This is a genomic window from Ruegeria sp. CH5, from assembly GCF_056537025.1.
Map to the genome: position 1 here is coordinate 992,790 of NZ_JBQFQT010000001.1, position 26,917 is coordinate 1,019,706.

Consider the following 26,917-nt stretch of genomic DNA (forward strand, 5'->3'; position numbering starts at 1 on the left):
GACAGGATGTCACTTGGCGCAGGCCCTAGAACCGCACTAGGGTCCGCAGGCAACGGAGAGTGACGCGATGACCGACAGTTGTGACATCCTGATTTCCGGCGGCGGCATCGCCGGGCTGACCGCGGCGGCCGTATTTGGCGCCGCAGGGTTCGACGTGATCTGCGTGGACCCGACCCCGCCCGTCACCGACCGCGACGCCGACGGGTCCGACCTGCGCACCACTGCGTTTCTGCAACCGGCGCACGGCCTACTGCAGCACTGCGGGTTGTGGGACCGGCTGGAACCCCACGCCGCGCCCCTGCAGATCATGCGCATCGTGGACGCAGGCGGCGACATCCCCGAGCCGCGCGTTGTGCGCGATTTCAACGCCGCCGATATCTCGGATCAACCCTTTGGCTGGAACCTGCCCAACTGGCTGCTGCGGCGCGAGATGGTGGCCCGGCTGCACGAACTGCCGAATGTCGATTTCCGCCCCGGCACCGGCACCGTCAGCCTGTTCACCCGCACCGCCGAGGCCCGTGTGGGCCTGTCGGACGGCACGCGCATCCGCACCAAGCTGGTGATCGCCGCCGATGGCCGCAACTCGCCCATGCGCGAGGCTGCGGGGATCAAGGTCCAAACCACACGATACGGGCAAAAGGCACTGGCCTTTGCGGTGACGCATCCGATCGCCCATGAAAACGTCTCGACCGAGATCCACCGGTCCGGCGGGCCGTTCACGCTGGTCCCCCTGCCCGATTGGCAGGGTCAACCCTCGTCGGCGATCGTGTGGATGGAGCGCGGCCCGCGTGCTGTCGACCTGCTGAACCTGCCAGAGGCAGAATTCGAGGCCGCAATGACCGAGCGGTCCTGTGGCCTGTTCGGACCGCTGAAACTGGCCTCGCGCCGGACAATCTGGCCGATCATCAGCCAATCGGCCGAGCGTCTGTCGGCCCAGCGCGTGGCCCTGATGGCCGAGGCCGCCCATGTGGTGCCCCCGATCGGCGCGCAGGGGCTGAACATGTCACTGGGGGATCTGCGCAGCCTTCTGGACCTGGCCCAGGCCCGACCCGAGGGTTTGGGAGATACCCAGATGCTCGACGCCTATCACAAGGCCCGCCATGCCGAGATCGAACTGCGCGTCAAGGGGATCGACCTGCTGAACCGCGCCTCGATGGTCGAGGCACGGCCGTTGCGCGATGCGCGCGCTGCCGGGCTGAACGCGCTTTATTCGATGCCGGTGGTGCGCAAGACGTTGATGCAGATGGGCCTCGGCGTGCGCTGAGGCCCGTACCGGCCTACAGCACCTGATCCAGAACCCGCTTCAGCCGGGCCACCGTTTCGTCGACATCATACAGCTTGTCCAACCCGAACAGGCCCAGGCGGAAGGTGCTGAACCCCTCGGGCTCGTCACATTGCAGCGGCACCCCGGCGGCGATTTGCATGCCCAGCGCGGCGAATTTCCTGCCGTTCTGCACCTCGGGATCGTCGGTATAGCTGACCACCACCCCCGGCGCGCCAAAGCCTTCGGCCGCGACCGAAACGACCCCCTTGTCGCGCAGCATCGCCCGCACCGCATTTCCCAGCCGCCATTGCGCTAAGCGCAGCTTGTCGAACCCATAGTCACGGGTCTCCTGCATCGTATCACGGAACGCCCGCAGCGCATCGGTGGGCATGGTGGCGTGATAGGCATGGCCGCCGCCCTCATAGGCCTGCATGATCTGGCGCCATTTCTTCAGGTCCAGCGCGAAACTGTCCGAGGTGGTCTCGGCCAGCCGCGCTTCGGCGCGGTCGGACAGCATGACCAGACCGGCACTGGGCGAGGCGCTCCAACCTTTTTGCGGGGCCGAGATCAGAACGTCCACGCCGGTGGCCTTCATGTCGATCCAGGCACAGCCCGAGGCGATGCAGTCGAGCACCATTAACGCGCCGACCTCGTGCGCGGCAGCGGCCATCGCGGTGACATAGTCATCCGGCAGAATGACCCCGGCCGAGGTTTCCACATGCGGCGCAAACACCACGCTGGGTCGCTGGCTGCGAATGGTTTCGACCACCTCGTCGATCGGCGCCGGCGCAAAGGGCGACGGGCTGGAATTCCCCGTTTGACGAGCCTTCAAAACGGTGGCCGAGGCCGTCAGCCCCCCGGTTTCGATGATCTGGCTCCAACGATACGAAAACCAGCCGTTGCGTACCACCAGCACGTTGGCGCCGCGGGCGAACTGTCGGGCCACGGCCTCCATCGCATAAGTTCCGCCGCCCGGCACCACGGCCACGCCGTCCGCACCATAGACCTCACGCAGCATCCCTGAGATGTCGCGCATCACCCGCTGGAACGCTTGCGACATGTGATTGAGCGAGCGGTCGGTGAACACGACCGAGAATTCTTCGAGCCCGTCCGGATCGACTGTATTCAACAATGCAGGCATGTTGTCTCCTTTTCTGGGTTGCTCACTTTCTGAAGGCTTTGCATCTGTTGGTAAAGTGCTCATTGACCCTCATGCGCTCCCCCTAAGTCAACGGTCAGAAGCTCGGCTGCACACCCGTCTCAGCAGCCTGATAGGCCGAATTGACGCCAATTAGTGTCACCTCTCTCTTTACACCTTGACGTGTTTCTGAACAGATACGCACATCTTGAGCTTGAAAGGATATTTTAGACCGTGAACGTTCAAAAGCGGATCAGTTTTCAATTCGTTCGGGACGAAGTGAAGCGGCGGATCGAGACACGGGTCTGGCCCCAAGGTTCCTTGCTGCCGACCGAAACCCAGCTTGCCGAAGAGTTCAACTGCGCGCGTGCAACCGTCAACCGTGCGCTGCGCGAACTGGCAGAGCAAGGGTTCGTCGAGCGTAAGCGCAAGAGCGGAACGCGGGTCAAGAAATCACCCAGCAAACAGGCCAAGCTGGAACTGTCGCTGGCCCGTCAGATGGTCGAAGACCAGAACCAGACCTACCGCTATGCCCTGGTCGAGCGCAGCATCGACAAGAGCCCGGGCTGGCTCAGCTCGCAACTGGGTCTGCCGCCGCAATCGCAGATCCTGCATCTGGTGTGCATGCACTATGCCGACAACCGCCCGTTTCAGCACGAAGAACGCTGGATCAACATTTCGGCCGTCCCCGAGGTTGAAGATGCCAATCTGGAAGAAGTCGGGCCGCATGAATGGCTGTTGAATGCGAACCCCTTCATTGACGCCGAGCTTGCACTCTACGCCATTTCCGCCGACAGCCACTTGGCAGATTATATGGGAACGACGACCGGGGCCGCGATGATTCAGCTTGAGCGCACGACATGGAAAGACGGACAGCCGGTTTCGTTTGCCCGCCTGACCCACCATCCAGGCTATTGCATCCGTACCCGCTACTGACCGCTACCCAATCGGCCCGGACAGGCGTTCTTCGCTCAGCAGTACATTTGCTTCGACATCCCCGGCCCCCGGCAGGGTCATGATGCGCCGACGCAGGACCCGTTCAAAGTCCGCCAGGTCGCGCGCGACCACGCGCAGTCGGTAGTCATACAGGCCCAGTACGTGTTCCACGGTTTGGACTTCGGGAATGGCGCTGACGGCGCGTTCGAAATCCTCGAGGCTGACCTGCCCTTTGCGGGCCAGCTTGACGCCCAGAAATACGGTGACACCGAACCCCAGTGCCTCGGCGTTCAGGCGCAGCCTGCGCCCTTTGATGATGCCCGCCTGCTCCAGCCGCCGGATCCGGCGCCAGGTGGCAGGCTGCGACAGACCGAAACGCCGCCCCAGCGCACCTGCGCTCTGTGTGGCGTCCTGCGCCAAGGCGCGCAGCAGTTTGCGGTCCAGTTCATCCAGTTCGATCATACCGGCAGCACCTCGTCCCGCTTGACCCGCGCGATGTGCATCAGGGCCTCGATATCGGCGATATGCGGCAGGGTCAGGATACGGTCGCGATAGACCTGCTGATAATGCGCCATGTCCCGCGCGATGACGGACAGGCGGACATCCACCCTCCCCAGAAAGGTCTGGATCTCGATCACCTCGGGCACCTTGCGGCCGGCTTCGGTGAATTCGTCGAAGGCGCGCGGCTGGGTCTTGTCCAGGGTCACCCGCAGCGACACCTCGACCGCATAGCCCATAGCGGACCAGTCAATCACGGCCTCCTGCCCCTGAATGATCCCGACGGCCTGCATCTTCTCGATCCGCCGCCAGCACACGCCATTGCTGATCCGGCACCGCTCGGCCAGTTCGGCGGTGCTCAGGCTCGGGTCGACCTGAAAATGGCGCAGGATACGGCGGTCGATGTCGTCAAGCATGACTTTTTTAGTTTTTTCGGTTTCTGAGAATTATTCTTCGCTTCTGTCGTCAATATCCAATGTCATCGCTCTCGCCAATAGCAATCACCGCAGATAGAAACGCAGCAATCGAAACAGAAAGGACCGGCAAAATGCGCGTCTATTACGATCGCGATTGCGACATCAACCTGATCAAGGACAAGAAAGTGGCCATTCTGGGCTACGGTTCCCAAGGCCACGCCCACGCGCTGAACCTGCGCGACTCAGGCGCCAAGAACCTGGTCGTCGCCCTGCGCGAAGGCTCGCCCTCGGCCAAGAAAGCCGAAGCCGAAGGCCTGCAGGTGATGGGCATTGCCGAGGCCGCAGCCTGGTGCGACGTCATCATGTTCACCATGCCCGACGAGCTTCAGGCCGAGACCTACAAGAAATATGTGCATGACAACATCAAGCCCGGCGCGGCAATCGCCTTTGCCCACGGCCTGAACGTGCATTTCGGCCTGATCGAGCCGAAAGAGGGCGTGGACGTCATCATGATGGCCCCCAAAGGCCCCGGCCACACCGTGCGCGGCGAATATGTCAAAGGCGGCGGCGTGCCCTGCCTGGTGGCGGTCCACACCGACGCGACCGGCAAGGCGCTGGAAATCGGCTTGTCCTACTGCTCGGCCATCGGCGGCGGTCGTTCGGGCATCATCGAGACCAACTTCCGCGAGGAATGCGAAACCGACCTGTTCGGTGAGCAGGCCGTTCTGTGCGGTGGTCTGGTCGAACTGATCCGCTGCGGCTTTGAAACCCTGGTTGAGGCCGGTTATGCGCCCGAGATGGCCTATTTCGAGTGTCTGCACGAGGTGAAGCTGATCGTGGACCTGATCTATGAAGGCGGCATCGCCAACATGGACTACTCGATCTCGAACACTGCGGAATACGGTCAATACGTCACTGGCCCCCGCATCCTGCCCTATGAGCAGACCAAGAAGGCGATGAAAGAGGTTCTGAACGACATCCAGCAGGGCAAGTTCGTGCGCGACTTCATGCTGGAAAACCAGGTCGGTCAGCCCACGATCAAGGCCTCGCGCCGGGCCAATGACGAACACCAGATCGAAGAAGTCGGCAAAAAGCTGCGGGGCATGATGCCCTGGATTTCGGCCGGCAAGTTGGTCGATCAGGAAAAGAACTAAGCCTTAACGGCTTGGACCCAAGGGCGGCCCCGGTGGCCGCCCTTTTCATACAGAATGGACGAACGGCCAGCGATGGTGCCTCAACCCAACATACGCGACTGGAGCGGCGTCATTGCCCTGGGCCTGATCTGGGGCGGCACCTTCATGGTCGTCGCGATGGCGTTGGACGGCTATGGCCCGATCACGGTGGCCACGGCGCGGACGACGCTGGGCGCGGTGATGCTGTTGGCCTTGATGGGGCTGACCGGGCGGCGCATCCCCAGCCTGACACCGAGTCTGGCGTGGTCGGTGATCCTGATCGGCATCCTGTCCACCGCGCTGCCTTTCGTGCTGCTCAGCTGGGGGCAGCAATATGTACCCTCGGCCTTTGCAGGGCTGTCCATGGCCGCAATTCCGCTGATGGTTCTTCCGCTGGCGCATTTCTTTTCGGATGAACCCCTGAACGCACGTCGTTTCGTGGGGGTATCGTTGGGCTTCACCGGAGCGCTGGTGCTTATCGGCCCGGGGCTTGCGCAACTGGGCAGCGGGGCCGAGCCGCTGGCCCAACTGGCCTGCATCGGGGCGGCGTTCTGCTATTCGGTGGCGTCGATCCTGACCCGGCGCTGCCCGCCGATCGACCCGGTGGTACTGGCCGCACTGACATTGGTGGTGGGCGCGGTGATCTTGCTGCCGATCATGTTGACGACCGAGGGCGTGCCCGCCCCGCAGGGTCTGCGCCCCACGCTTGCCTTGATCGTGCTGGGGCTTGTGCCAACGGCCTTTGCGACCCTGCTGCGGGTGTCGATCATTCGCAGCGCCGGTTCGGTCTTCATGACGCTGGTGAACTATCAGGTGCCGGTCTGGTCGATGATCTTCGGCGCATGGATCCTGTCCGAGGCGCTGCCGCTACGGTTTTACATCGCGCTGGCGCTGATCCTGACCGGAATGGCCATCAGCCAATGGTTCAGTCTGCGCAAGTTGCTGTTGGGCTACTGACGCGCGGCGGCTTCGACCTCGGCCACGATCCCATCAACGACCTGCGCCAAAAGGGTGTCGTCCTCGCATTCCGCCATTACACGGATCAGGGGCTCGGTGCCCGACTTGCGGATCAACAACCGCCCCTGCCCGTTCAGCCGCGCCTCGGCATCGGCAATCGCGGCCTTGACTGTTTCCGCTTCCAGCGGGGCCTGACCTTCGCCATAGCGCACGTTCTTCAACAGTTGCGGCACCGTCTCGAACTGTTGCGCCAGATCCGAGGCTTTGCGCCCCGAATTCACCATCTCGGCCAGGAAATGCAGCCCCGCCATCAGGCCGTCACCCGTGGTGGCATAGTCGCTCATGACGATATGGCCGGATTGCTCGCCGCCAAGGTTGAACCCGCCGTCCCGCATACGCTCGACCACATAGCGGTCACCGACCGCCGTCCGTTCCAGCCGCAGCCCGCGCGCGCCCAGGAACCGTTCCAGCCCCAGGTTCGACATGACGGTCGCAACAAGCGCACCGCCTTTCAGCCGTTCGGAAGTGGCCCAGGCGGTAGCCAGAAGGGCCATGAGTTGATCACCATCGGCGACCTGCCCGGTCTCATCCACGATCACCACCCGGTCGGCATCGCCGTCGAGGCAAATGCCCACATCCGCCCCATGCGCCACGACGGCCTCGGCCGCAACGCGCGGCTGGGTCGAGCCGCAACCCAGATTGATGTTCTTGCCGTTGGGCGCAGTTCCAACAGGGATCACCTCGGCCCCCAGTTCCCACAGGACCTCGGGTGCGGTGCGGTGCGCGGCGCCGTTGGCGCAGTCGATCACCACCTTGAGGCCATCCAAACGCAGCTCGCGCGGCAGAGATGACTTGACCCGCTCGCCATAGCGGAACCGCGCGTCATCGACACGCCGGGCACGCCCGATATTCTGCGCCTGCGCGGGTTTGACACCCGCTTCGATCAGCTGTTCGATCTCCAACTCGGCCTGATCGGACAGTTTGAACCCATCGGGTCCGAAGAACTTGATCCCGTTATCCTCGGCCGGGTTGTGGCTGGCCGAGATCATCACACCCAGATCGGCCCGCATCGACCGGGTCATCAGCCCGACCGCCGGTGTCGGCACCGGCCCCAGCAGCAGCACGTTCATGCCGGTTGACGTCAGACCCGCCGTCAGCGCGTTTTCCAGCATATAGCCCGACAGGCGCGTATCCTTGCCAATCACCACCCGGTGAACGCCCGAGCCATCCCGGCGGAAGTACCGCCCCACGGCCGCGCCGATCCGCAACGCCATCTCGGCCGTCATCGGGTAGGTGTTGGCGGTGCCCCGCACCCCGTCGGTTCCGAACAGCTTGCGCATACCTGTTACTCCACAAAGTCCTGCCTGCGACCCGATTACCGGACAGCGGCCCACAGGCGCAAGGCCTGAGCGGTCTCGGCCACGTCATGCACCCGGATGATCTGCACACCTTGCGACAATCCTGCCAACGCAACGGCGATTGATCCCGGCGCGCGGGCATCCTTGCGCGGTTCCGCACCGATCCGGCCGATGAAGCCCTTGCGTGACACACCCAGCAGGATCGGGCAGCCCAACCCGTGAAACAGGCTGAGATTGCGCAGCAGGGTCAGGTTGTGTCCCTCGGTCTTGCCGAAACCGATGCCTGGATCAACGATGATCCGGCCCCGATCCAGCCCGAGGCCTTCCAGCCGGGCCACCTGCCCGGACAGGAAATCGTAGACGTCCAGCAGAACGTCGTCATAGGTCGGGTTGTCCTGCATCGTGGCCGGGTCGCCCTGCATGTGCATCACGCAGACCGGCGCATTGATTTCAGCGCAGAAAGCCCCAAGCGCGGGATCGAAGGTAAAGCCTGAAACATCGTTGATCAGCCCTGCCCCGGCCTCGACTGCGGCCCTGGCCACGGCGGATTTGCGCGTGTCGATCGAGATCAGCGCCGGTGTCTCAGCCCGGATCGCGCGGATCAAGGGCTGGGTGCGGGCGATCTCTTCGTCCTCGGGCACAAAATCCGCACCGGGGCGAGTGGATTCACCACCGATGTCCAGAATGGTCGCACCGTGCGCGACCATTTCCCGGGCTGCTGCACACGCGGCGTCGGGGGTGCTGTGCTTGCCACCGTCGGAAAAGCTGTCGGGCGTGGCGTTCAGAATGCCCATGATCTGCGGCTGCGCCATATCCAGTCCGGCAATCGCGGCGCGCGGTTGCGTCAGCCGGTCTAGCCACGTTTCAGGGATATCGGCAGCCGCAACGATCCGGGGTGCCGCGTCACGCTGCAGACATTCGGCATGGGTGAACCACAGGTCCTGCCCCGCCAGCAGCAAGGCCCCGTCCGGGCGCACAGGCCCGTGTTGCACCAATGGGCGATAGTAGCTGGTCACAGTTGCGCCTGCTCCACCGGAACCGCCCGAAGCGGCGTTTTGGGCGACTCGGGCAGTTCGCCGCCAAGGACCAGCATTTCGCTGGCCTCAAAGGTGGCGGCGAACCAGGCGGCCAAGGCCACCGCATCGGACGGCGCCGCCGAAGGCCCATCGACCGCATCCAGCACGATCTTGGACGGTGCCCAGACACAGATCTGACCGTTCTTCATGGCCCAGTCCAGTTCGGTCCGGGTCGAGACGACGACGCAGCGATGATCACGCGCGGCCAGCACCCAAGCGTTCTGCTCGATCGCCAGCAGGTCGATCCGGCGCTGGGTCATGGCATGGCCGGTCTGCGGCACCGGCAGATCGGAGGCGCCCACGCAAAGAATCAGCGGTCGCTGCCGGTTTTCCAACTGGTCGATCCAGCCCGACAAATTTTCGGACTCAATCGCTGCGTTCGACAGAAAGACCAGCCGGGGATGTGGGCGCTCTTCTTCGATGACATCGTGATGGACGGCATCCTTGCCACGAACGATTTCGACGCCCAAAGCACCCGGACCGCGATCCAGTTTTTCAATGCGTACAAAAGCTCTTACCGCCTGAGGTTCAAGCAGGATCCGCTCGGCTATTCGATCCGCCAGCGTTTCGAGCAAGTTCAGACGCTCGGCCGCCAGTTCATAGGCGATGGCCTCGGTCACCCGGTCATAGGACAGGATGCGATCGACATCATCGTCGATGTTTTCGGTCAGCGGACGCACTTCGACCACAATGTTGAAACAGATGCGCTGGGTGGTGCCCCGTTCGGCCTGAAAGGCGCCGATCTCGACCTCGACAATGTGGTCGCGCAACGAGATACGATCCAGCGGCCCGCGTGGCGCAGTCGCCTCGGACCGTTCGGACGGGTGCGCAAAGGCAAGGCGGATTTCAGTACTCATGGCACGGGCCTTTTCGGGCAGCTTGGACAGGTTTGCCCAATTTAGTGGTTCCGCGCGGCTATAGCATTCAAGCAAACGCCATTCCAGCCGCCGAATGCGGCGTCAGGTGACGCGGTACCAACTCATCATACCCGATGCGGCGTGTCCAAGCATATGGCAATGCAGCAGCCAGTTGCCCGGGTTGTCGGTGACCAGCGCGATCTCGCGAGTCTCGCCGCGTTCGACCAGAACCGTGTCGCGCCATGGCCCAAGACTTCCGTCCGGCAAGATCAGCCGAAAGTGGTGGCCATGCAGGTGCATCGCGTGCGGGAATACCGTTTCGTTCACGAAGGCGATCCGGTGAACGCTTCCCAAGGACGCATCCAGAAACGGGTCCTCGGGGCGTTCGGCATAACCGTTCAACGCCCAGAACCGGCCCAGCTGAGCCAGCTCCCGGCCCGAGAGCTGGGTCTCGCCAATCCGCGCGCTTTCAAGCCAGCGCATGGCACCGCCCTGCAGCCTCATCTCGTGCCGCGGTACGTTGTTGATATCCGTCAATTCCGGAAGCGGGTTCGGCGGCAATGGCCGAACTCCCGACCGGGGAGTGGAAGCCGCCTGCCCTGCCACAGAAAATCGGGCCAAACCAAAGGCGCCGTCACGTTCCTGACTGAACAGGCTAGCCGTTTCCGCATCCGCAGCCAGCACATCCACCAACAAATCCGCACGTTGTGCCGGGGCCAGCGGGAACGTGTCCTCAATCGGGATCGGCTCGGCCAAAGGCATTCCATCCAGCGCGACGATCCATCCGGACATTCCGTCGAGGCCCACGGTGAAGACACGCGCATTCGCGGCGTTGACCAACCTCAGACGCAGGCGTTGGTTTTGTTGAACAGGAAAGGATGGGTCGAATGCTCCATTGACGGTAGTGAGGTTTCCCAGCCGACCAGCATGGCTGAGGTCATGACCGTTGTCGAAGTCTTGGGTAATCTGGGCCGTTTCCGGATCAAGTCGCCAGTCATCGAGCATCAGCACCAGATCCTGCCCCACATCCGGCGCTTCGGACTCGTGCACGATCAAAGGGCCATACAGGCCACGGGCCACCTGTTCGACTGACTTGTTATGCGCATGATACCAATAGGTTCCGGCGTCCGGCACGATGAAATCATAGTCGAAGGTCGCGCCGCTTGGAACCGCTTCCTGAGTAAGACCCGGCACGCCATCCATAGCGTTGTCGATGCGGATACCATGCCAATGAACCGAGGTGGCTTGCGGTAATTCGTTCACCAAGCGGCGCTGAACCCGCTCGCCTTGCTTCAGATGGATTGGGCTGCCTGGCACCGACCCATCAAAGCCCCAGATATCGGTTTCCGGATACCCCGGAGGGGCAATCAACTGAGCGCCCTCGCGCGCAGTCAGGGTCAGCGGCGCGGAGCGCGCCAGCGTTGGAAACACCGCAAGCGCGGCGGCAGATTTCAAAAGGCTTCGGCGGCTCAGATTCATTGCGGATCTCCTTGACCGCAATATAGCCCTTGGTTTCACCCGCGCCATCAACGTTCCAGCGCGGGTGCGTCAATGCGCGCTAGTTGCTCGCAGTGCGGTAGTTGTGGCGGTAGAAGATATGCACACCGATGCGCGCAGTTTCCTTGTAAACGCGCGACCACGACGGGCGCACCGCCTTGGTGTGGTAATGCGTGGCCCCCGACGTCAGCGGGTCGCTGACCCCCTCGATCGCCGCCTTGGCAACTTTGGCCACGCGCTCATAGGCTTTCTTCTCGTGAATGACTTCCTTGCGGCCGTCACAGGTATAGGTGAACTGGCACTGATATTTCTTGCCTGTTCCCTGACGGATCACGCCGCAGACGGTGTTCGGGAAACGGGTGCTTTCCACCCGGTTCAAAATCACCTCGGCAACCGCGAATTGGCCGCGCACGCTCTCTCCGCGCGCTTCGAAATACAGGGCCTCGGCCAAGCATTTCAGATCTTCGCCACCGCTGGCTTTGGGCTGTTGGTCCAGCCAGCCCTTGGTGTAGGAAATCTCAACCGGTTGGACCTCTTTCCTAGGTTGGAACAGCTTCAGATAGTCGCGAAAGCTTTGTCCCGGCACCTCGTTGCGCGACACCAGTTCGCGCTTGGCAGTCTCGGTGGCTTCCCTCTCGGCAACGGACGCACTCGGCATCACGGTTGCCGCCGCAATGGCAACAGCCAGTATATATCGTAGCATCAGATAACCTCGCACAGGCACTTCACGCGCCATACCCTCCCCCGGCGGGCGCGACGGGGTCTTAACGCAGAAGGCGCGAAAGGTCCAGTTCTGAGGAAAAAGCAAGAAAAATCTTGCCCGCGGGGCCAAAATTTATCAGCCACAGGTCCATCCCAAAACCACTATTCCTAGGGCTTTGACGGCCTGTCAACCCCCAAGTTTTGACGAAATCGCCAACTGAGCGGCAGCCAGCCGAGCGACCGGGACTCGGAAGGGTGAACAGGACACATAATCGAACCCCAAATCCCGACAAAGGGCGATTGATTCGGGGTTGCCGCCATGTTCACCACAGACCGAAAGCGTGACATCGGGCCGAGCTGTACGCCCCCGCTCCGAGCCCAGCTTGAGCAGTTCGCCGACCCCATCGGCGTCCAGAACATGGAACGGATCCTCGGTGAACACCCCCTGCCGGACATAGGCCGACATGAAGCGTCCCGCGTCGTCGCGCGACAGACCATAGGTCATCTGTGTCAGGTCATTGGTGCCGAAACTCAGGAACGAGGCATGAGGAGCGATTTCCTCGGCACGCAAACAGGCCCGGGGCGTTTCGACCATCACACCCAACCGGTATTCAAACTCCTGACCTCGCTCGGCCGCGACGGCTGCGGCAACCGTGTCCACCCGCGCCTTGATCAGTTCGACCTCGCGCTTGGCCGAAACCAGCGGGATCATGACCTCGGGCACTACCGGCGCGCCATTTTTGCTGGCTTCGAGCGTCGCCTCGAAGATCGCGCGGGCTTGCATGTCATAGATCTCGGGCACCGTGATACCAAGGCGCACGCCCCGCAACCCCAGCATGGGGTTGTACTCGCTCATTTCGTCCACCCGACGCTCGACATCCGAAACCGGAAGGTCCAGCGCTTCGGCCAGTTCGCGCTGCCCGCTGCGTGTGGTCGGCAGAAACTCGTGCAGAGGCGGATCAAACAATCGGATGCAGACGGGCTGGCCTTCCATGATCCGGAAAAGCTGCACAAAATCATCGCGTTGCATCGGAAGCAACCGTTCCAGAACCGCCGCGCGCCCCGATGAAGTCTGAGCGAAAATCATCTCGCGCATCACGATCAGGCGACCGGGGTCAAAAAACATATGCTCGGTTCGGCACAACCCGATCCCCTGCGCCTGGAAATTCCGCGCAGCCTGCGCGTCGGCAGGTGTGTCGGCATTGGCACGAATTGATATGTCACGCTCGGCGTCGGCCCAACTCATCAATGTCTGAAAACAGTCATCCAGAGCAGCTTCAAGCATCGCCGGCTCGCCTGCCAACACCTGGCCCGAGCTTCCGTCAATCGTCAGAATGTCGCCAGTGGTGAAAACGCGGCCGTCCGGAACGGAAAGCTGCTTTTTCTTGGTCTGAAACCGCATCTCGGACGCGCCGACGATACAGGGCAGCCCCAGGCCGCGCCCGATCACGGCCGCATGGCTGGTCATGCCACCTTTTTCGGTCAGTACTGCGACCGCGGCGTGCATGCCGCGCACATCCTCGGGCGAGGTTTCACGGCGCACCAGAATGCAGGGCTCACCGCGTGCGGCGCTGGCCTGTGCCTCGGCCGAAGTGAACACGATCCGGCCGGTGGCCGCTCCGGGACTGGCCCCGATGCCCGTGGTCAGCACGTCACGCTTGGCCTCGGGATGAACCTGACGGTGCAGCAACTCATTCAACGAATGCGGATCGATCCGCATGACGGCTTCCTGCTGGGTGATGATGCCATCCTCGGCCAATCGAACGGCGATCCGCATGGCGGCGCGGGCGCTGCGCTGAACGCGGACCCCGTCCAGAATATGCACCTTGCCGTTTTCGATCACGAATTCGACCTGCATCTCTTCGCGCAATTTGCGCCGCATCAACGCCGCATGGGCCTTCAGGTCGGCAAAGGCCTGAGGCGCAACATCCTCGAGCGCTTGCCCGCGCGGGTCTTTTTCAAGGTACAGGGCGGCAACCCCCTCGCCCAGCGCATCACGCCCCTGGCTTTGGCTCAGGTAGCGGCCTGTGATCTGCGGCATGCCGGTCGAGGAATCCACCAGCTGCAACACACCCGATCCGCATTCGCCCTGGCCGACGCCCGGGATCATCTCCTGGATGACAAGGCCCAGCCCTGCATCCGCCGGAGCGCCCTTGGCCTGCCGCAACAGGCGGGCGGACGTTCCATCCCACGCCCGCGCCATCGAGCGCAGGACCGCCAGCAACTGCTCGCCCCGGTCCTGGGGGAACGCTTCGTCGGTTTCGTCCTCATACGCGCGCAGGGTCTGGCGCAGGCCTTCGCGACCATCGGCTTCGATGTCGTCGAAAACGTCTGCGTCCAGGCGCGCGACGTGGATCGCGTAGCTTTGGACGAACCGCAGATACAATGCGGCGGCGGCCTCGGGGCCCATCTTGTCGGACAATTCCACGAAACGGGCATCGTTGATCCCGATGTTCAGAACCGCGCCGGGGCCACCCCAGTCAGGGTCCTCGGAACTGGGGCGAACGCACAGCAACGCCGATGCGTCGAACTGTTCAAGTATGGCTTCGATTGCCGGGATATCGCCGTCAGCGATCCGACGCACCTGATCGAAGGACAGGGCCACCGTACGCGGTACGGGAAGGTCCAACCGCACAAGGCGCTGCAGACATTTCGCCCGGCCGCCATGGGTGTCGGCGGCGACAGGAGCGTCAGGAGTGATGAGCGTGGTATGCGGATTATTCTGCACTGCGGCACCTTTTGGTTTCACCGCAGCATAAGCGCCCCAGCCTTCCGCGCAAGGGCCTTGTGGGCGCGCCAGAGCGCGCCCTCTAGGTCAGCCTTCGATCTTGGTCAGGTCCGCGACGCTGGAGCAGATCTGGCGGATCTGGCTCAGCAGATTCAGGCGGTTGCGGCGCAGCACGGCATTGTCGGAATTGACCTGGACGTCCTCGAAGAACGCGTCGATCGGCCCGCGCAGCGCGGCCATGGCAGCCATCGCCGCCGGGAAATCCTCGGCCTTGAGTGCCGGAGCAATCTTGGCTTGTGCTTGATCCAGCGCGGCGAACAGGGCCTTTTCGCTGTCGGTCTCGGCGAATTTCAGATCGGCACCGAACGAGTACTCGACCCCGTCCTTCTCCTCGGCCTGGGTCAGTATGTTGTTGGCGCGCTTGAAGCCCTGCACCAGATTCTCGCCATCTTCGGTCGCGATCACCACATTCAACGCGCGGGCGCGTTTGACCAGCAGGTTCAGGTCGTCATTGCCGTCCATCGCGATACAGGCGTCGATCACGTCGTGGCGAATGCCTTCGTCACGCAGGAAGACTTTGAGGCGGTCGTGGAAGAAGGAGAGGAGGTTGGCACCAACAGGCCGCAGTTCTTTTGCGTTGAGCTGTTTTAGCCCTTCCTCCGTCAGAGCATCTTCTAACATCGCCAAGTAACGCTCGCCCGAAAAACGCTGATTATCCAAATCCCCTCTGTACCGAGATACAAATTTCTCTGACATATGCTGCATTGAGGCGCGAATTACTTTCAGAGAATAAGCTCTATTCGAACGAATTGCCCCAATTCGGTTCCGGATAAGCGCAGAGGGAATGACATATTCAGCAATATTCATTCTGATACCGTTCTCCAGAATCAACTGAATAACCCCCAACGCCGCCCGTCGCAGCGCAAACGGGTCTTTCGAGCCGGTGGGCTTTTCGTCTATCGCCCAGAACCCGGTCAGCGTGTCCAGCTTGTCGGCCAGCGCCACGGTCACCGACAGCGGCGCAGTCGGCACGTCATCCGACGGGCCCAGAGGCGAGTAATGCTCCTGCGCCACGGCGGCCACGGCGGCGTCTTCACCGGCGGCTTCGATGTAATACCGCCCCATAAGCCCCTGAAGTTCCGGGAATTCATAGACCATTTCCGAACTCAGATCGGCCTTGGCCAGCCGCGCGGCCTTCTCGGCCTGATCCGGGTCGGCGCCCGTCACCGGGGCCAGTTCGCGGGCCAGTGCGGCAATGCGGTCGATCCGCTGCGCCTGGGTGCCCAGCTTGTTGTGGAAGGTCACGTTCTCAAGCGCGCGGGTCCATTGCGTGATGTCGGCCTTGGCGACGCGCAGGTCATTCTCCCAGAAGAATTTCGCATCGGCCAGACGCGCCGACAGCACCTTCTGGTTGCCGGCCAGAATGGTCGCGCCATTGTCGGTGGTCTCGCGGTTGGCCACGGTGATGAACCGCTCGATCCGCCCCGTCTTGGGATTGCGGACCGAGAAGAATTTCTGGTGCTCTTTCATCGAGGTCTGCAGTACCTCGGGCGGCAGGTCGAGGAATTCATCGTCGATCTGCCCCATCAGCACCACCGGCCATTCGACCAGCCCGGCCACCTCGGCCAGCAAGCCCTTGTCCTCGACCACTTCCAGACCGGCGGCAAAGGCCATGTTCTGTGCGTCGTTCCAGATGTGCTCGGCCCGTTCCTCGGGCGACAGCACGACAAAGGCGCGCTTCAGCTTGGCGGCGTAATCCTCGAACCCGGTCACGGCAAACCGGCCCGGCGCCATGAAGCGGTGGCCCTCGGTGGTGTCGCCGGTGGAGATCCCGTCGATCTCCATCGGTACGACCTGCGCGCCGGCTTCATCGCCAAGGATGCACAGGATCGAATGCAGCGGCCGCACCCAGCGCAGGGCCCCACTGCCCCAGCGCATGGATTTCGGCCAGGGGAAGTTGCGGATCGTGTCGGCCAAAACCTCGGCCACGATCTCGGCCGCCGGGCGGCCCGGTTTCTCGATGGTGGCGAAATAGACCGCACCTTTGGGCGTGTCCCGTTCCTCGAGCTGGTCGCGGCTGATCCCTGCGCCACGCAAGAAGCCATCGATCGCCTTGTCCGGCGCGCCGACCTTGGGGCCCTTGCGCTCCTCGCGGATGGTGGGGCTTTCCGCCAGCAGCCCCTCGATCGCCAGCGTCAGGCGGCGCGGCGTGGTCAGGGCGTGGGCATGGGCATAGGTCAGACCGGCCTCGACCAGACCATCGGTGATCCGTTTTTTCAGATCTTCGCCGGCGCGGGTCTGCATGCGCGCGGGGATTTCCTCGGAAAACAGTTCGATCAGCAGGTCGGGCATTTTCGATCCTTAGAAATAGACGATCGTCTGGATGACGATGGCATTGGCGATATCCACGAAGAATGCGGATACAAGGGGGAGCACGATAAAGGCAATAGGCGAAGGCCCGTATCGCTTGGTTACGGCGGTCATATTGGCAATTGCGGTCGGTGTCGCGCCCAGCGCGAAGCCGCCGAACCCCGCCGCCAGCACGGCCGCGCGGTAGTTGGCGCCCATGACCGGGAACAGAACCCAGATCACGAAGGCCACCGCAAACAACGTCTGCGCCGTCATGATCACCACGATGGACAGGCCCAAATCGGCGATGGTCCACAGCTGCAGGCTCATCAGCGACATGGCCAGAAACGCGCCCAGTGCGAATTCCGAGATCAGCGCCAGCGACGGCGTGCGCGACACCGGCGCGGCGCGCGGGGCCAGCAGCGGGCGCAGGTTGCCGATCACGATACCCATGATCAGGCAGGGCACGAACAGCGGCAGTTTCAAACCCGCGGCCAGGATCACCTCGGACAGAGCATAGCCCGCGATGATGGCCATGTTCAGGTACAGCAGCACCCGCATCACCGTCAGGTGGTCGATCTTCGCGGCCGCGTCTGACGGCTCGTCGGGCACGCCGATGGTATGTTCCTCGTCCGGGCGGTTTGGCGACAGGTCGCGTCCTTCGATCAACAGACGCGCGATGGGGCCACCGACCAGCGCCGCCAGGACCAAGCCCAAGGTCGCAACTGCAACGCCCAGCTCGGTCGCGCCCTCAAGCCCGGTGACCTGCGCGACCTCGGGCGCCCAGGCGATGGCGGTGCCGTGGCCGCCGATCAGGGCAGCCGAGCCGAACAGAACGCCGGACTGCGCCGGATAGCCGAAGGCCGCCGCCCCCGCCGCGCCGATCAGGTTCTGCGCCACGATCGTCAGCAACGTCAGGATCAGCAGCAGCACCAGAGGCTTTCCGCCCGCGATCAGATCGGACAGCCGGGCGTTCAGGCCGATCCCGGTAAAGAACAGCACCAGCAGGAAATCCCGCGCGGTCAGGTCGAACTCCAGTTCCATCCCGAACAGCAGATACAGCGTCAGAACCACCAACGAGGCCAACAGACCTCCGGTGACGGGTTCGGGAATGTTGAATCGGCGCAGAACCTCTGTGCGGGCGTTGATCTCGGCGCCCATCAGGTAGACGGCAAAGCCCAGCGTTGCCGTCAGAAATCCGGGGATTTCAACGATGAACCCCATCCCGCCCACTCAGTTTTCCGGTCGGGGCGGGCACTCTTCGCCGACAACCGTTCCGTCATAGGCCTTTTCGCCGCAGTTGTTCAGGGCATGCCAGGCAAAGCCCGAGCCGTCCTGCGTCACCGCGACGATCCGATCAACGCCGTAGTGGATGTTCTTGACCCCTATGAAAGCGCGGGCGGATCCGTTCGCCAACGCCTCGGCCAGAGTAGCCGCATCATAACAGTCGAACCAACCCGGGGCCGTCAGCGGCTCGGCCTTTTCGGCGCTCATGTAGCGGACGGCCAGCTGTTCCGGCTTCAGATCTGTATGGAAACAAGCCCGATACCGGATCGGAGAGCTGTCGGCGTCGATCGCCTGAAACGCGCTGTAGGCAATTGGCACCGGTTGGCCGGTCGCGGTTTCGGTCAGAACAACATCCTGACCGGGTGAGGGTTCGACCTCGTAGTAGTAGCCGTAGACCTGCAGGTAATACATGCTGACGCCAGCAACGACGGCGCAAGCGACCAACAGAATTGCCAGCATTTTCCCGGTCATGCGCGATCCTCCTGTGGGGTGCGACGGGCCATCAGGCCTCAAAACCTGCGGCCTCGGTCTGCACGAAGGCATCGGCGCATTGCTTCGCTAGCGCGCGCACCCGCCCGATATAGGCCTGCCGCTCGGTCACCGAAATCACGCCGCGCGCGTCCAGGAGGTTGAAGATATGGCTGGCCTTGATGCACTGGTCATAAGCAGGATGCGCCATGATGATCCGCTTGCCCGTTTTGGGGTCAACGTTTTCCTGGCTCAGAATCGCGGCGCATTCTTCCTCGGCCTCTTCGAAGTGGCGCAGCAAAACCTCGGTGTTGGCCACATCAAAGTTCCAACGGGCGTATTCCTCTTCGGTTTGCTTGAAGATGTCGCCATATGTCAGCGGGCTGGGTGATTGCGGGTCGTTGAAGGGCATGTCCATTACGTGGTCGATGCCCAGCACATACATCGCCAGCCGTTCCAGACCATATGTCAGCTCGCCCGAGACCGGCGCGCAGTCATGGCCGCCGACCTGCTGGAAATAGGTAAACTGGCTGACTTCCATGCCGTCGCACCAGACCTCCCATCCCAGGCCCCATGCGCCCAAGGTCGGGCTTTCCCAGTCATCCTCGACGAAACGGATGTCGTGCAGGTCCATGTCGATGCCTATGGCCTGAAGGCTGCCCAGATACAGCTCCTGCAGGTCCGGAGGGCTGGGTTTGATCAGCACCTGGTACTGATAGTAATGCTGCAAGCGGTTGGGGTTTTCACCATAGCGCCCATCGGTCGGACGGCGCGACGGCTGAACGTAGGCCGCAGCCCAGGGTTTGGACCCCAGAGCCCGCAGGGTGGTTGCAGGGTGGAAGGTACCGGCACCGACTTCCATGTCGTATGGCTGCAGGATGGCACAGCCCTTCGAGGCCCAGTAGTTCTGAAGCCGCAGGATGATTTCCTGAAATGAACGTGGTGCGCTGGACGGTTCGGTCATGACATTCCCTTTGGGCGCGGATTTGCCCGGTTCCGGTCGGTTTTGCCCTTCCTATGCAAGGGGCCAAGGGGCGTCAACGGGCCAATGCCCGCCTGCTGTCACTGTGCCGCCACACCAGAAATTCCCCGTATCGTGGGCATAGCGTTTTCACCCCTGAATCGCGTAAGTTGAGGCAAAGCCAAAACACTGCATAAAACGGGCAGAAAATGACACGCATATTCGTTGCAATTCTTTTACTGATTACAGTCGGCCTGCGCGCTGCGTATGCTCAACAGGGGGCTGACGCAGGCGTCTGGGTTCAGGTCGAAGCGCAGCCATCGCTGCGCGAGGCGCAGGACCGGGCGCAAGTCTATGCCAATGCCCTGCCCGACGTGAACGGGTTCCGCCTGAACAGCGGTTGGTACGCCATCGTGATCGGCCCCTATCTGCGGGCCGACGCCGAGCAGGTGCTGCGCGTCTACCGGGCCGAACGGCAGATCCCCTCAGACAGTTTCATCACCTTTTCAGGCGCCCTTGGGCAGCAGTTCTGGCCAATTGGCGCCAACGTCCTGAACCGCGGCGCAATAACAGCGCCCGTTCAGCCTGAGCCGCAGCCAGAGCAGCCTCAGGCCGGTCTGACGCCGCAACCTTCGGACGAGACGAGATCACAGGCCCTGCAGTCCGAGCGGCTGCTGAGCGGACAGGAACGAAAAGACCTGCAAACCGCATTGCAGGCTGCCGGGTTCTACAGTTCGACCATTGACGGGGCATTCGGCCAAGGTACACGCCGGTCGATGGCGGAATGGCAGCGGTTCAACGGCTTTGAACCGACCGGCGTCCTGACGACGGCACAGCGCAAGGCCCTGATGGATGACTACAACGCCCCGCTAATCAGCGTCGGCATGGCCCGTCACGTTGATGATCGCGCCGGGATTTCCGTCGATCTGCCGCTTGGGGTAATTGCCTTCGACCGATACGAGGCGCCGTTCGCGCATTTCAATTCCAGCGGGGATCTGGACGCACGGGTCGTTTTGATCAGCCAGGAGGGCAGCAAAACCACTTTGCGCGCGCTGTTCGAGGCGATGCAATCGCTCGAGATCGTGCCGCTGAACGGCCCGCGTGAGCTGCGTGGCGACAGGTTTACCATCGAAGGCCGTGGCAACGGGATCGTATCCTATACACAGGCCAATCTGAGCGACGGCAAGATCAAAGGCTTCACCCTTGTTTGGCCCGAAGGCGATGACGCACGCCGCGCCCGGGTTCTGGCCGCAATGACCGCCAGCTTTGAAACCACCGATGGTGTTCTTGATGCTGCGGCTGGCGCCAATGCCGAGCAAAGCATCGACTTGATGTCCGGTCTGCAACTCAGAAAACCAAGGTTGTCGCGATCGGGCTTTTTCGCCGATCCCAACGGTCTGGTCCTGACCGTGGCCGAGGCGGTGCAGAACTGCACCCGCGTCACCCTTGAAGACGGTCAGGAACTGCAAACCGCGTGGAGCGATCCCGAACTGGGCGTTGCGGTCCTGCGCCCCAACAAGACGCTGGCACCGATGGCCGTTGCGGCCTTGAATGAAGCCCAGCCTCGCCTGCAATCCGAAGTGGCCGTCGCGGGATACTCATATGAGGGCGCTTTGGGGGCTCCGACCCTGACCTACGGCAAGATCGCCGATATCCGTGGGCTGAACGGAGAGGCCGGCGTGACCCGCCTGAGCCTGACCGCACAACCCGGAGACGCAGGCGGCCCGGTATTCGATGATCACGGCAACGTGGTCGGAATGCTGCTGCCTGCGCAGACCGAGGGGCGCACCCTGCCCCGCGATGTCAGCCTGGCTGCCGCGGCCGATCGCCTTCACGAGATCCTGTCAAAGGCCGGGGCAACGGCCCAGACCGCGCAGGAAACCGGCCAGGTTTCACCTGACGAGTTGAACCGCCGCGCGACCGGCATGACCGTGCTGGTGAACTGCTGGGGCTGACCGAAAGCCACGAACAGAATTTGAAGGCGCCGCAGGACATTGCGGCGCCTTTTTTATCCCTTCAAGATATCGGGCGTGACGTGCACAAGGGTCGGCACGGGCGCGTCAAGGGCCGCACGAACGGCAGCCTGCATTTCCGGCAGCGAGTTCGGAGCGGCTGACCGCGCACCGAAAGCCTCGGCCAGCTTGCAGAAATCAGGGTTGCGCGCGACGACCGCATTCGGAGCAATCTGGCTGCCGACCATGCTGTCCTCGATCTCTTTCAGCTTACCGTTGTCCCAAAGGATGATGGGCAGCGACAACCCCAGCTCGACCGCCGCACCCAGTTCCTGCATCGTATAGTGGAACCCGTAGTCACCCGCGATCACGGCAGTTGGCTTTCCGCGCCGCGCAACCGCGCCGCCGATCCCGGCCGGCAGTGCATAGCCCAGGGTGCCGAACCCGGTCGGGTGGTGCCAGTGGTATGGGCGCGCCATGTCCCAGACCTCTTTCGCGGCATAGGCGAACTGGGTCATGTCGGAATAGATCATGGTGTCGGCGGGCATCGCTGCACGCAAGGCGTCGGCAACCGGCACGATACCCGGTCTTTCCGCGTCGACCTCGGCGCGCCAGCGTGCTCGGGCTTCGGCCACCTCTTCCGGCGACCAGCCGGTGGCCGGTTTGCAGTCTTGGGTCGCGGACCACAGTGCATGGGCAAAACTTTCGCCGTCGGCCTGCAGCTTGACCGACGCCCGGTGCCGGTCGGCCAGCACCTCGGGGTCGAGGTCAACCCGCACCAAGGTCGCCTTGTGGCCCAACCGGTCGCGCCAAAGGTCGACCTCACCCAATTCGGCACCGACCGCGATGACCAGATCGGCCGACCCAATCACCTCGGCACTGCCGGGTCGCGGCAAGGTCGCTCCGAAATCAAGGGCATAGCCGGTGCCGACCAACCCACGCCCCGCGTAAGTGGTGAAACAGGCCGCACCAAGCTGGGACAGAATCTGGCGCCACAGGTTCGACCGCGACCCACCACCCAGTATGAACAGCGGCCGCCGCGCGATGTTCAGCAGTGACAGAACCGGCCCAATGTCCGGCGCCAGAGCCTTGACCCGCTCCGCGTCCTGGTTCGGAAAAGGAGCGGGGTCGGCCTCGGCCTCCAACTGCGCGATCGGGACCTGGATATGCTTGGGGCGCGGGCGTTTCAGCGCGAACTCCTCAAAGGCGCGTTCGATCAGGCCATAGGCCGATTGCGCGTCGTTTGCCTGGCAGGACCAGTCGGTCACGCATTCAGCGGCCGCGCGCTGGTCTTTCATCTGGTGCAACTGGCCACGCTGCGCCTGCGTTTCGCTCAGACAGGACGACAGAACCAGCATCGGAACCGAGTCGGTATAGCCCTGCCCCATCGGCGTCATGACGTTGCACAGGCCAGGACCGGTGATAACGTAGGCCACGCCGGGCTTGCCCGTCGCCCTTGCATAACCGTCAGCCATGAAGCCCGCGCCCTGCTCATGCCGCGCCAGCACATGAGTAATGCCCGCTTCTTCGATTCCACGGTACATTTCCTGATTGTGCACACCGGGAATGCCGAAAATGACTTCGACCCCCCGATCCTTGAGCATGTGCGAGATTTGGGCGCCCAATGGTCTTTTCATCAGCCTCTCCAGAACCGAATGGTGAACAGGACATACACGGCCATCAGCTCCAGCCGGCCGGTCAGCATTCCGAAGGTCAACAACCACTTGGCCGTGTCGTTCAGCCCGGCAAAATTCCCTGCGGGGCCGATCTGATCACCCAAACCGGGGCCGACATTTGCAAGCGCCGTCGCTGCACCGGATACCGCTGTGATGAAATCCAGACCAGTCAGCGCCAGCGCCCAGGACAACGCCCCCAGCGACAGCGCGAAGAACATGAAAAAGCTCATGACCGATGTCAGGACATCGCGGCTGATGGCGCGGCCATCATATTTGGGCACGAACACCCCGTGCGGCGACCGGATCCGACTGATCTGAGCCTTGATGGACGCAATCAGCAACTGATAGCGGAAGATCTTGATGGAGCAGGCCGTAGAACCGGCGCAACCACCGATCAGGCCGATCATGAAAAACATCATGATCGGAAAACTGCCCCAGGTCATGTAATCGACACTGGCGTAGCCGGTGCCGGAAATGATCGAGGTGATGTTGAACAGCGACTCGCGCACCGCCTGTTCCCAGTGGTGCGGAAAGACCGATGTCAGAAAGACCGCCATGATCACCACCAGAACGGCAATCGTGGCCAGAAAGGCCCTGATCTGGCTGTCTTCCAGGATCGAGCCTGTCCGGCCGTTGACGAACTGCACATACCGCACGAACGGCAGAGCAGCGAGGATCATGAATACGGACGCGGCGTATTCCGCGGGCCCCGAGAACGTACCGAACGAAGCGTCATAGTTCGAGAACCCGCCGGTGGACATGGTTGTGAACGCGTGAACAACCGCGTCGAAAAAGTTCATACCCAAACCGGCATAAACCAGGGCGCAGGCTACGGTCAGGAAAACATAGATCAGCGAAATCTGGCCCGCGATCTCTTGCGCGCGAGGAAGGATTTTCCCCATGGTTTCAAATCCTTCCGAGCGGAAGATCTGCATACCGCCGACCTTGAGCTCGGGTAGGAAAACCATGGCCACGACAATGATGCCGATCCCGCCCAGCCATTGCAGCAAACCGCGCCACAAAAGCAGGCCACGCGGCAAATCATCCAACCCGGAAATGACTGTCGACCCGGTGGTGGTTAACCCGGACATGGCTTCGAAATAGGCATCGACAAATCGAAGCTCGGTCTCACCGAACACGAAGGGGATTGCCCCGAAGAGCGGCAGCGCGACCCAGACGCCGGTGGTCAGCAAAAAGGTCTGACGGATGGTCAGCCCCTCGCCCACACCGTTCGAGCAGCTCATGGCCAGAACCACGCCGGTCAGGATCGTGATGACGCCGCTTTCAAAGAAAACGTTCCACTCGCCCCGACCCTCGATGATGTCCGCAAGCATCGGCAACAGCATGGTCGCCCCAAGTATGGCGACCAGCAAGCCAATCACATATCCGACCGGGCGAAGATCCATCATGACGGGCAGCGTTGGCGCGCCGGCCCGAAAGTGTCAAGCAGATGATCTGTGATCAGTCGTCCATTTTTTCAGCCACGGGCGGCATGGCCGGTGGCTTGGACGGCGCACGCGTGCGGCGCGTGGCCGGTTTCGGTGCCTCGGCGGGTTTGGTTGTTGCAGCCGCTACGGGCTTTTTGGCCTTGGCTTCTTCGGTTGAAGGCGCAGGTTTTGCCTCGGTGGGCTTGGCCTTGGGCGTCACGGCCGTTGCGGGTTTCTCCGATGCGACCGGAGTGACGCGCTGTGCAGGGGTGGCCGTTGCGACGGGCTGCGACGGTTTTTGAGCCGTTGCAGGCGGCGTTTTGGGCTTGGCTGTGGCCTTCGTGACCGGTTTCGGTGCGGCTTTTGCGGGCGCCTTCGGCTTCGGAGCCGGCTTTGCGACCGTCTTGGCCTTGACCCGGACCACAGGTTTCGCCTTCTTCGCGGCGGGTTTGGCCGTGGTTCGCGCCACCGGTTTCTTGGCCGACTTCACGGCCGGCTTCGTTGGTTCGGTGACCGACGCAACCGGGATCGGGAACACGGTTTGAGCAAATGCCTGCATCATTTTCATCTGGCTGGTCACGGCATAGCCGGCCAGACGCACGGCGGCAGCCTGCAGCTCAAGCTGTTGGGCAATGGGATTCATTCCAAGTCTCTCCTGTAGCAATGAAGCAGCCCGATTTCCGAGGTAGAAAAGCCCTTGCCGTTCCGATCGCGCGGACGGACGAAGGTGTATTGCAGTCCAAGGCGTAACACGTCCCGGCTTCCCTTCGGGGTGGTGCGCCACAACTGACATGGCGCGCCACAGCTGCATTCATCTTCAATGTATGCAAATAGTCGCGCGTATGCAGCATTTTCCGCTGCATTGCGGCAAAAAGGCGCCTACCGCCCAATATACGCCGGTTTTCGCGGCGTTTTTTGGGTCAGCCGACGTGGAACAGCGTCGTGAACAGGCGCGGGTCCAAGCTGGTGGATGCAAATGTCGGCCCCTCGGTCAGAATCGACACCGCATCGTGGCTGTGCAGACTTTCCTGATGGCTGGCGACGACGCGGAAGTCACCCACGTGATGATCGGCCAGCAGCTCGGCACAGAACAGACGCGCGGCGTCTTCGACAAAGATGGGGTTGGCGGCGTTCAGCTCAGCAAAGGCCTGTTCGTCTTCGCGCTTGACCATCACCTGGGTTTCGGTGGGGACGGCACGGCGGCACAGGGCGATCAGATCCTCGAACCACAGGCAATCGGCGTCACAATCGACCACGACCGAAATGCGCGCCACGGAACGCTGTGAATGCGGCGTCGCAAGCTGTCCGCGCACCGACCGGGCGTGTTCGCTGAGTTCCAGCGAGCATGGGCAGGTCGAAGAATAGACATAGTCGAGATGCATGATCTTCTGACGCACGCCGCCCTGTTCGACCAGTTCAAGCGCGATGTCGTAATACTGATATCCCTCAAGACCCGAACGCAGGCTTTTGACCCGATCGGGATAGGAGAAGCGCATCTGAAGCCTTGCATCGAAACTGTCGAGGTCGGTCAGATAATCGCTCAGCGCAGATTCCATCACCTCGAAACTGAACGTACGCTCGGCATGCTTGTAGAAGGACCGCATGATCCGGGACATGTTGATGCCCTTTTTCTCGGCTTCGAGGCTGACGGTGCCCGTAACCGAGGTTTCCAGCGTCAGGTCCGGACCGTTCTTGCTGTGAAACCGGATCGGCAGACGGAAATTCGAGATGCCCACATGCTGGATCTGCTGTTTCGCACCGCGGATCAGGCTGGACGGGCCGTTCTGGAGATCGGGCAAAGCAGATTTGTAGGCTTCGTCGACTTTGAAGTCTTCGGGGTATTCACGTGACATCGAAGGGTAGTTGTCCGGCATCAACCCGGGCACCAAGCGCGCCACGGCTGGATCAAGCTGGCTGATCTCGGCCTCGCTGGCGCCCTTTGCCCATTTCCGCAGGACCTTGAGAGCCTCAGCGGCCTCGTCCCGATCAGGTTTTTCGTCAATGTCGCGCGAATGAATGTTCATTGGCTGCGTATCCTCGGTGTGTCGTCAGGCCATCTCTGGCTGCGGCGGAAACCGCAGTGTAACCCAATACGGTTGAGATAGCAGCCCGGATCGAAAAAACCATCGCAAAACCGCCATTTCCGAACGGATTGCGCCCTTTTATCCGGACGACATTGCGCGGATGCCGATGTGTTC

The 26,917-nt window shown here is 62.4% G+C and carries 22 protein-coding genes; 5 read left to right on the top strand and 17 right to left on the bottom strand.

Annotation, left to right across the window (positions count from 1 at the left end):
• The first annotated feature begins 67 nt into the window (after positions 1-67).
• Positions 68-1,264, top strand: coding sequence for a UbiH/UbiF family hydroxylase (locus ACR0JC_RS04915; protein ID WP_170338407.1), 1,197 nt, complete (start codon positions 68-70; stop codon positions 1,262-1,264).
• Positions 1,265-1,277: 13 nt separating this feature from the next.
• On the opposite strand, the gene ACR0JC_RS04920 is transcribed toward ACR0JC_RS04915, so the two are convergent.
• The gene (locus tag ACR0JC_RS04920; protein ID WP_170338405.1) at positions 1,278-2,405 is read right to left on the bottom strand and encodes an aminotransferase class V-fold PLP-dependent enzyme; all 1,128 of its coding nucleotides are present in this window, start codon (positions 2,403-2,405) and stop codon (positions 1,278-1,280) included.
• Between the two features lie 231 nt (positions 2,406-2,636).
• On the opposite strand from ACR0JC_RS04920, the gene ACR0JC_RS04925 reads away from it, so the two are divergent.
• The gene (locus ACR0JC_RS04925; protein WP_170338403.1) at positions 2,637-3,338 is read left to right on the top strand and encodes a GntR family transcriptional regulator; all 702 of its coding nucleotides are present in this window, start codon (positions 2,637-2,639) and stop codon (positions 3,336-3,338) included.
• A 3-nt stretch (positions 3,339-3,341) separates the two neighbouring features.
• Here ACR0JC_RS04925 and ACR0JC_RS04930 read toward each other — a convergent pair whose 3' ends face one another.
• Both ACR0JC_RS04930 and ACR0JC_RS04935 read right to left on the bottom strand, forming a co-directional pair.
• Positions 3,342-3,800, bottom strand: coding sequence for an Lrp/AsnC family transcriptional regulator (locus ACR0JC_RS04930; protein WP_170338401.1), 459 nt, complete (start codon positions 3,798-3,800; stop codon positions 3,342-3,344).
• Positions 3,797-4,252, bottom strand: a complete 456-nt coding sequence (locus tag ACR0JC_RS04935) for an Lrp/AsnC family transcriptional regulator (RefSeq protein ID WP_170338399.1) — start codon at positions 4,250-4,252, stop codon at positions 3,797-3,799. Before ACR0JC_RS04935 ends, ACR0JC_RS04930 begins: the two co-directional genes overlap by 4 nt.
• 131 nt (positions 4,253-4,383) lie before the next feature.
• On the opposite strand from ACR0JC_RS04935, the gene ilvC reads away from it, so the two are divergent.
• Together ilvC and ACR0JC_RS04945 are read left to right on the top strand one after the other, a co-directional pair.
• The gene (ilvC, locus tag ACR0JC_RS04940; protein WP_093962496.1) at positions 4,384-5,406 is read left to right on the top strand and encodes a ketol-acid reductoisomerase; all 1,023 of its coding nucleotides are present in this window, start codon (positions 4,384-4,386) and stop codon (positions 5,404-5,406) included.
• Positions 5,407-5,478: 72 nt separating this feature from the next.
• The gene (locus ACR0JC_RS04945) at positions 5,479-6,381 is read left to right on the top strand and encodes a DMT family transporter (protein ID WP_170340016.1); all 903 of its coding nucleotides are present in this window, start codon (positions 5,479-5,481) and stop codon (positions 6,379-6,381) included.
• On the opposite strand, the gene glmM is transcribed toward ACR0JC_RS04945, so the two are convergent.
• From glmM to ACR0JC_RS04995, 10 genes are all read right to left on the bottom strand, one after another.
• Entirely contained in the window at positions 6,375-7,721 is a 1,347-nt protein-coding gene (gene glmM / locus ACR0JC_RS04950; RefSeq protein ID WP_170338397.1) for a phosphoglucosamine mutase, read from the bottom strand. The genes ACR0JC_RS04945 and glmM overlap by 7 nt on opposite strands.
• 35 nt (positions 7,722-7,756) lie before the next feature.
• Positions 7,757-8,755 (bottom strand): dihydropteroate synthase, encoded by a 999-nt coding sequence (gene folP / locus ACR0JC_RS04955; RefSeq protein ID WP_170338395.1) that lies wholly within the window; start codon positions 8,753-8,755, stop codon positions 7,757-7,759.
• Entirely contained in the window at positions 8,752-9,672 is a 921-nt protein-coding gene (locus ACR0JC_RS04960; protein WP_170338393.1) for a dihydroneopterin aldolase, read from the bottom strand. The genes folP and ACR0JC_RS04960 overlap by 4 nt, the downstream gene beginning before the upstream one ends.
• Before the next feature lie 102 nt (positions 9,673-9,774).
• The gene (locus ACR0JC_RS04965; protein WP_170338391.1) at positions 9,775-11,151 is read right to left on the bottom strand and encodes a multicopper oxidase family protein; all 1,377 of its coding nucleotides are present in this window, start codon (positions 11,149-11,151) and stop codon (positions 9,775-9,777) included.
• Positions 11,152-11,230: 79 nt separating this feature from the next.
• On the bottom strand, positions 11,231-11,872 hold the full coding sequence (locus ACR0JC_RS04970) for a cell wall hydrolase (protein WP_170338389.1): 642 nt from the start codon (positions 11,870-11,872) through the stop codon (positions 11,231-11,233).
• A 186-nt stretch (positions 11,873-12,058) separates the two neighbouring features.
• On the bottom strand, positions 12,059-14,620 hold the full coding sequence (locus ACR0JC_RS04975) for a putative PEP-binding protein (RefSeq protein WP_170338387.1): 2,562 nt from the start codon (positions 14,618-14,620) through the stop codon (positions 12,059-12,061).
• Between the two features lie 66 nt (positions 14,621-14,686).
• A complete protein-coding gene (gene glyS, locus ACR0JC_RS04980; protein ID WP_170338385.1) occupies positions 14,687-16,951 on the bottom strand; it encodes a glycine--tRNA ligase subunit beta in 2,265 nt (754 codons plus the stop codon).
• Positions 16,952-16,960: 9 nt separating this feature from the next.
• Positions 16,961-18,172, bottom strand: a complete 1,212-nt coding sequence (gltS, locus tag ACR0JC_RS04985) for a sodium/glutamate symporter (protein WP_170338383.1) — start codon at positions 18,170-18,172, stop codon at positions 16,961-16,963.
• Positions 18,173-18,181: 9 nt separating this feature from the next.
• On the bottom strand, positions 18,182-18,706 hold the full coding sequence (locus ACR0JC_RS04990) for a DUF6446 family protein (protein ID WP_170338381.1): 525 nt from the start codon (positions 18,704-18,706) through the stop codon (positions 18,182-18,184).
• Positions 18,707-18,737: 31 nt separating this feature from the next.
• Positions 18,738-19,667, bottom strand: a complete 930-nt coding sequence (locus ACR0JC_RS04995; RefSeq protein ID WP_093962505.1) for a glycine--tRNA ligase subunit alpha — start codon at positions 19,665-19,667, stop codon at positions 18,738-18,740.
• 206 nt (positions 19,668-19,873) lie between these two features.
• On the opposite strand from ACR0JC_RS04995, the gene ACR0JC_RS05000 reads away from it, so the two are divergent.
• The gene (locus ACR0JC_RS05000) at positions 19,874-21,619 is read left to right on the top strand and encodes a serine protease (protein ID WP_170338379.1); all 1,746 of its coding nucleotides are present in this window, start codon (positions 19,874-19,876) and stop codon (positions 21,617-21,619) included.
• Between the two features lie 53 nt (positions 21,620-21,672).
• On the opposite strand, the gene ACR0JC_RS05005 is transcribed toward ACR0JC_RS05000, so the two are convergent.
• The 4 genes from ACR0JC_RS05005 to folE2 all read right to left on the bottom strand — a co-directional run bounded on the left by ACR0JC_RS05005 (position 21,673) and on the right by folE2 (position 26,743).
• On the bottom strand, positions 21,673-23,253 hold the full coding sequence (locus ACR0JC_RS05005; RefSeq protein WP_170338378.1) for a thiamine pyrophosphate-binding protein: 1,581 nt from the start codon (positions 23,251-23,253) through the stop codon (positions 21,673-21,675).
• Positions 23,253-24,701, bottom strand: coding sequence for a TrkH family potassium uptake protein (locus ACR0JC_RS05010; RefSeq protein ID WP_170418083.1), 1,449 nt, complete (start codon positions 24,699-24,701; stop codon positions 23,253-23,255). The genes ACR0JC_RS05005 and ACR0JC_RS05010 overlap by 1 nt, the downstream gene beginning before the upstream one ends.
• A 52-nt stretch (positions 24,702-24,753) precedes the next feature.
• The gene (locus ACR0JC_RS05015; protein WP_170338374.1) at positions 24,754-25,362 is read right to left on the bottom strand and encodes a hypothetical protein; all 609 of its coding nucleotides are present in this window, start codon (positions 25,360-25,362) and stop codon (positions 24,754-24,756) included.
• A gap of 277 nt (positions 25,363-25,639) precedes the next feature.
• Complete coding sequence (gene folE2, locus ACR0JC_RS05020; RefSeq protein ID WP_170338371.1) at positions 25,640-26,743, bottom strand: GTP cyclohydrolase FolE2; 1,104 nt, start codon at positions 26,741-26,743, stop codon at positions 25,640-25,642.
• Positions 26,744-26,917 lie beyond the last annotated feature (174 nt).

Excerpts from the sequence above, each read along its gene's own strand:
- ACR0JC_RS04960 (WP_170338393.1), bottom strand. The coding sequence starts at position 9,672 with ATGAGTACTGAAATCCGCCTTGCCTTTGCGCACCCGTCCGAACGGTCC.
- ilvC (WP_093962496.1), top strand. The coding sequence starts at position 4,384 with ATGCGCGTCTATTACGATCGCGATTGCGACATCAACCTGATCAAGGAC.
- ACR0JC_RS05000 (WP_170338379.1), top strand. The coding sequence starts at position 19,874 with ATGACACGCATATTCGTTGCAATTCTTTTACTGATTACAGTCGGCCTG.
- glyS (WP_170338385.1), bottom strand. The coding sequence starts at position 16,951 with ATGCCCGACCTGCTGATCGAACTGTTTTCCGAGGAAATCCCCGCGCGC.
- ACR0JC_RS05015 (WP_170338374.1), bottom strand. The coding sequence starts at position 25,362 with ATGAATCCCATTGCCCAACAGCTTGAGCTGCAGGCTGCCGCCGTGCGT.
- glmM (WP_170338397.1), bottom strand. The coding sequence starts at position 7,721 with ATGCGCAAGCTGTTCGGAACCGACGGGGTGCGGGGCACCGCCAACACC.
- ACR0JC_RS05005 (WP_170338378.1), bottom strand. The coding sequence starts at position 23,253 with ATGAAAAGACCATTGGGCGCCCAAATCTCGCACATGCTCAAGGATCGG.
- gltS (WP_170338383.1), bottom strand. The coding sequence starts at position 18,172 with ATGGGGTTCATCGTTGAAATCCCCGGATTTCTGACGGCAACGCTGGGC.
- ACR0JC_RS04935 (WP_170338399.1), bottom strand. The coding sequence starts at position 4,252 with ATGCTTGACGACATCGACCGCCGTATCCTGCGCCATTTTCAGGTCGAC.
- ACR0JC_RS04965 (WP_170338391.1), bottom strand. The coding sequence starts at position 11,151 with ATGAATCTGAGCCGCCGAAGCCTTTTGAAATCTGCCGCCGCGCTTGCG.
- ACR0JC_RS04970 (WP_170338389.1), bottom strand. The coding sequence starts at position 11,872 with ATGCTACGATATATACTGGCTGTTGCCATTGCGGCGGCAACCGTGATG.
- ACR0JC_RS04990 (WP_170338381.1), bottom strand. The coding sequence starts at position 18,706 with ATGACCGGGAAAATGCTGGCAATTCTGTTGGTCGCTTGCGCCGTCGTT.
- ACR0JC_RS04995 (WP_093962505.1), bottom strand. The coding sequence starts at position 19,667 with ATGACCGAACCGTCCAGCGCACCACGTTCATTTCAGGAAATCATCCTG.
- ACR0JC_RS04915 (WP_170338407.1), top strand. The coding sequence starts at position 68 with ATGACCGACAGTTGTGACATCCTGATTTCCGGCGGCGGCATCGCCGGG.
- ACR0JC_RS04930 (WP_170338401.1), bottom strand. The coding sequence starts at position 3,800 with ATGATCGAACTGGATGAACTGGACCGCAAACTGCTGCGCGCCTTGGCG.
- ACR0JC_RS05010 (WP_170418083.1), bottom strand. The coding sequence starts at position 24,701 with ATGATGGATCTTCGCCCGGTCGGATATGTGATTGGCTTGCTGGTCGCC.
- folE2 (WP_170338371.1), bottom strand. The coding sequence starts at position 26,743 with ATGAACATTCATTCGCGCGACATTGACGAAAAACCTGATCGGGACGAG.
- ACR0JC_RS04920 (WP_170338405.1), bottom strand. The coding sequence starts at position 2,405 with ATGCCTGCATTGTTGAATACAGTCGATCCGGACGGGCTCGAAGAATTC.
- ACR0JC_RS04945 (WP_170340016.1), top strand. The coding sequence starts at position 5,479 with ATGGTGCCTCAACCCAACATACGCGACTGGAGCGGCGTCATTGCCCTG.